Source organism: Streptomyces sp. NPDC058307, from assembly GCF_042880295.1.
Taxonomy (GTDB): Bacteria; Actinomycetota; Actinomycetes; order Streptomycetales; family Streptomycetaceae; genus Streptomyces.
In genome coordinates, this window is the sequence record NZ_JBHVYZ010000010.1 from 71,665 (window position 1) to 76,453 (window position 4,789).

The following is a 4,789-nucleotide window of genomic DNA, read 5'->3' on the forward strand; positions in this document are numbered from 1 at the left end:
CCACGCCGATCATGCTGTCTCCTCGATCTCTGCCAGTTCGTTCAGTACGTCGTCGTCGTTCAGTACGCCGTCGTCGTTCAATACGCGGACTTCGCTCAGCACGCCGTCACGGCCGGTCTCTTCGTCCGTCTCGCGGGTGACGACCGCCCGGTACCGGGGCTCCTTGCGCACCAGTTCGCGGTGCACGCCGACCGCCAGGACCTCGCCCTCGTGCACGAGCACCACGCGGTCGGCGTGGTCCAGGAGCAGCGGTGAGGAGGTGAACACCACGGTGGTGCGCCCGTCCCGCAGGTCTCGCACGCCCTGGGCGATCCGTGCCTCGGTGTGCGAGTCGACGGCGGAGGTCGGTTCGTCCAGGACGAGCACCTCCGGGTCGGTGAACAGGGACCGGGCCAGGGCGAGCCGCTGGCGCTGGCCGCCCGACAGGGACCGCCCGCGTTCGGTGATGCGCGCGTCCATCGGGTCCTCGGCGTCCAGGGACCCCTGGGCCAGTGCCGCCAGCACGTCCGCGCACTGCGCGGCCGCGAGCGCCTCCTGGGCGGCGACGGCACCGGAGGCGGGCACGTCGAGCAGGTCGCGCAGGGTGCCGGAGAGCAGGACCGGGTCCTTGTCCTGGACCAGGACCGCCGTGCGCGCCGAGCCGAGCGGCAGCTCGTCCAGCGGCACCCCGCCCAGCAGCACCGACGTGCCCTGTTCCGAAGGGTGCCCGCCGAGGCGCTCGGCCAGCAGCCCCGCCGCGTCCGGGTCGCCGCACACCACCGCGGTGAGCCGGCCCGAAGGGGCGAGCAGACCGGTGGCCGGGTCGTACAGATCCCCGTTCGGGAGGTCGTCCCCGGCCCTGTCCAGCGAGCCCTCGGCGGACGTGGCCCGCTCCAGCGACAGCACCCGGGCGGCCCGCGTGGCCGAGGGCCGCGAGAAGGAGTACGCCATGGCGATCTCCTCGAAGTGCCGCAGCGGATAGGTGAGGATCATGACCGAGCTGTAGACGGCGACCAGTTCGCCGATCTCCACGCGGCCCTGCCGGGCCAGATGGACGCCGTACCAGACGACCGCGATCAGCAGCAGCCCCGGAAGCAGTACCTGGATCGCGGCGATCAGGGACCACATCCGGGCGCTGCGCACGGCCGCGTGGCGGACCTCCTGGGAGGCCTTGCGGTAGCGGTCGAGGAAGAGTTCCTCGCCGCCGATGCCGCGAAGCACCCGCAGACCGGCGACCGTGTCGGAGGCCAGTTCGGTGGCGCGGCCGGCCTTCTCGCGCTGGAAGTCGGCGCGTCGAGTCGCGCGGGGTAGCAGCGGCAGTGCCGCGAGGGCCAGGAACGGCAGGCCCACGGCGACCACCCCGCCGAGTGCCGGCTGGTAGACGACCAGGCCGGCGCAGACCACGACGACGGTGACCGCCGCCGCGGTGAACCGTGACCAGGCCTCGACGAACCAGCCGATCTTCTCGACGTCGCCGGTGGAGACGGCCACGACCTCGCCGGCCGCGACCCGCCGGGTCAGCGCCGAGCCCAGGTTCGCGGCCTTGTGGGCCAGGAGCTGCTGGACGCGTGCGGCCGCCGTGATCCAGTTGGTGACGGCGGTGCGGTGCAGGAAGGTGTCGCCGAGCGCGCTGCCGGCGCAGCACAGGGCCAACAGGCCGCCGGCGAGGGCGAGTCGGCGGCCGGAGTGGTCGACGACCGCCTGGATGGCCACGCCGACGCAGAAGGGCAGCGCGGAGATGGAGAGGAAGTGCAGCAGTCCCCAGGCAAGTGACTTGAGCTGTCCGCCCAGTTGGTTCCTGAAGAGCCACCACAGGAACCGGGAGCCCGAGCGCGCGTCGGGCACACCCGGGTCGGGATACGGAAGGTCTTGGATCTGCATGACGGTGACGTCCAGTGGCTCGTGTCAGGGGGGTGGGAGGGGGCCGCACACGGCGGCTGCAAACCGTGAAAGGGTCGCGGCAGAGCGTGGTCGGAGGCAACAGGTTTTCCGCTGCGCCGAACAGAACCGGCTGCGCCCGTGGATTCGGCCTTCCCCGGCCCGCGGTGCGACCATGGAGCGATACGAGGCGCAGGCACCCGACGTGCCGTGGTGACAACGACGCTCCTGGGCGCGCTGCTGATCCCCCTGGGAGGATGCGGCGGTCCGGGCCCGGCAGGCACCGGTGACACCCACACCGAAGTCGCCGACAAACCCACGGACCGACCGACCCGTATCCCCGACGTCGGTGACGGGCTCCAGCGCCGTATCCCCGACGTCGGTGACCGTCTCCAGCGCCGTATCCCCGACGTCGGTGACGGGCTCCAGCGCCGTATCCCCGCGGCCTCCCGCCAGGTCGTCGCGGTCTACGGCGACGGCAAGGACTCCCCGGACGCCACCGTCGTGCTCCACACCAAGCGCGGTTCCGTCTGGGACCGGGTCCGCGGCTGGCCCGCGCACAACGGCACGAACGGCTTCACCACCGACCACCGCGAGGGCGACAGACGCAGCCCTGTCGGCGTGTTCACGCTGAGCGACGGGGGCGGCGTGCTCCGCGACCCCGGGGCCCGGCTGCCGTACACGAGGGCCGCCGTCATCACGGCCCCGCGCTGGTGGCCCAGGTCCTACTGGCACGACTTCGACCACGTCATCGCCATCGGCTACAACCGGGTCGCGGGCGCCCCGCCGAACAACCAGACGCGGCCCGAGGGTTATGCCAAGGGCGGCGGCATCTGGCTGCACATGGACCACGGCAGCGGCACGTCGGCCTGTGTCAGCGTGTCCAGGTCGGCGATGCGGTATCTGCTGCGCACGCTCGATCCGGACCGGCATCCCGTGGTGGTCATGGGGGACAGGGCGGACCTGAAGGACTGAGGACGACGTTGGTACCTGCCAGCGACGTCGAAGGCACCGCTCTCCCGCACGACCCCGACCCACACGCCACCGGGATACACGCCGCGCACAGGAACGGTCACCTCGCCGACTCCGCGACCTGCGCATCCGTTTCCGAACACCTTGTGGACACCATTGGCCCACCATCGGTCACCGTCGCCACACCTACGCGAGCGACGCCATGGGGGTGACCGACCGAAGACGCCGACGACTGCTGAAGCACGTTGTGTGCGATGAGTCACAGCCGGGGTGATTTACCTGACTGAAACGTGGCGGTCTTGCGGGTGATCGACTGCCCCTCCAAAGTGATCGCCACGGAAACCGCTTTCCGTATCGCAGAAGTCTCCCCGGGCTTCCTCTCCTCCTCATCGCTCAAGGAGTTCCCGTGCCGCCGTCCGTCCCGTCCCTGCCGCGACGCGTCGCACGCATACTGCGTACCTCACTCTTCGCGCAGGTCGCCTGCGCGCTGGTGCTCGGCATCCTCGTCGGAAAGCTGTGGCCCGGCTTCGCCTCGGACCTCCAGCCGCTCGGCGACGGCTTCACCCGGCTCATCAAGACGATCATCTCGCCGCTGGTGTTCTGCGTGGTCGTCGTCGGCATCGCGAAGGCCGGTGACCTGAAGGCGTTCGGCCGGATCGGGCTCAAGGCGCTGATCTGGTTCGAGATCGCGAGCACGCTGGCGCTGATCATCGGTCTGCTCGCCGCCAACATCGTCCAGCCCGGCTCGGGGATGCACGTCGATCCGGCCACGCTCGACACCGCGGCCGTGGACGCCAAGACCGGCGGCGGCCACCTGCCCTCGACGACCGAGTTCATCGTCAACGCGCTGCCCACCAGTTTCATCGGCGCCTTCGCCGAGAACTCCCTGCTCCAGGTGCTCATCCTGGCCTGTCTGGTGGGCGCCGCGCTGCTGCACCTCGGTCACACCAAGGTCCCGCAGGTGCTGCCCGCCATCGAGCAGGCCCAGGAGATCATCTTCGCGGTCGTCGGCTTCGTGATGCGCCTCGCGCCGATCGCGGTCTTCGGCGCGATGGCCGTCCTGATCGGCCAGTACGGCCTCGGCGTCATCGAGACCTACGCCAAGCTGATCATCCTGTGCTACGCGGCCGCCGCGCTCTTCATCGCGCTGCTCGCCGTCGCGCTCAAGGCGGTCACCGGGCTCAGTCTCTGGAAGTTCCTGCGCTACATCCGCGAGGAGATTGCTCCTCGCGCTCGGCACCGCGTCCACCGAGTCCGTCATGCCGCGCGTGATGCAGAAGCTGCGCAAGGCCGGCGCCCGCGACGACGCCGTGGGCCTGGTGCTGCCGACCGGTTACTCCTTCAACCTCGACGGCGCCTCCCTCTACCTCTCGATCGGCACGCTGTTCATCGCCCAGGCGGTGGGCGTCGACCTCAGCCTGGGCCAGCAGATCACCGTGGTCCTGGTGCTGATGCTGACCAGCAAGGGCATGGCGGGCATCCCCGGCTCGGCCTTCCTCGCCCTGTCCGCGACCGCCTCCTCGCTCGGCGCCATCCCCGCCGGTGCTGTCGCCCTGCTCCTCGGCGTGGACCGCATCATGGACTCGATGCGCGTCGTGACGAACCTGCTCGGCAACTGCGTCGCGGTCTTCGCGGTCTCCCGCTGGGAGGGGGCGCTGGACATCGACAGGGCGAAGAAGGTGCTGGCCGGCGAGGGTGTGCCCACCGTCGTGGAAGCACTGGTACCGGCTCAGCCCGCCAAGGAGCCAGTCAACGAGCCAGTCAAGGAGCCAGTCAAGGAGCCAGTCAAGGAGCCCGCCAAGGGGCCAGTCAACGAGCCCGTCAGCGAGCCCGTCAGCGAGCCCGTCAAGGAGTCGGCTTCCGAGGTCGGTTGACCGGCATGCCGGAACAGGCCACGGCCCCCCCCCCCCGCGTACGGCGCGGTGGGCCCGGCCGGGTCCCCCGCAGGCTCTGATACACA

General features: G+C 70.5%; 2 protein-coding genes and 1 pseudogene. 2 read left to right on the forward strand and 1 reads right to left on the reverse strand.

The window, feature by feature from the left end:
- Window positions 1-9: 9 nt before the first annotated feature.
- Window positions 10-1,860: an ABC transporter transmembrane domain-containing protein gene (locus tag ACFVYN_RS10235; RefSeq protein ID WP_389995286.1), complete on the reverse strand. Its 1,851-nt coding sequence runs from the start codon at window positions 1,858-1,860 to the stop codon at window positions 10-12.
- A 207-nt stretch (window positions 1,861-2,067) separates the two neighbouring features.
- Between ACFVYN_RS10235 and ACFVYN_RS10240 the strand changes: the two genes are divergently transcribed.
- Both ACFVYN_RS10240 and ACFVYN_RS10245 read left to right on the forward strand, forming a co-directional pair.
- On the forward strand, window positions 2,068-2,832 hold the full coding sequence (locus tag ACFVYN_RS10240) for a hypothetical protein (RefSeq protein ID WP_389995288.1): 765 nt from the start codon (window positions 2,068-2,070) through the stop codon (window positions 2,830-2,832).
- Between the two features lie 403 nt (window positions 2,833-3,235).
- Window positions 3,236-4,703: pseudogene (locus tag ACFVYN_RS10245) on the forward strand (cation:dicarboxylate symporter family transporter).
- Window positions 4,704-4,789: the final 86 nt, after the last annotated feature.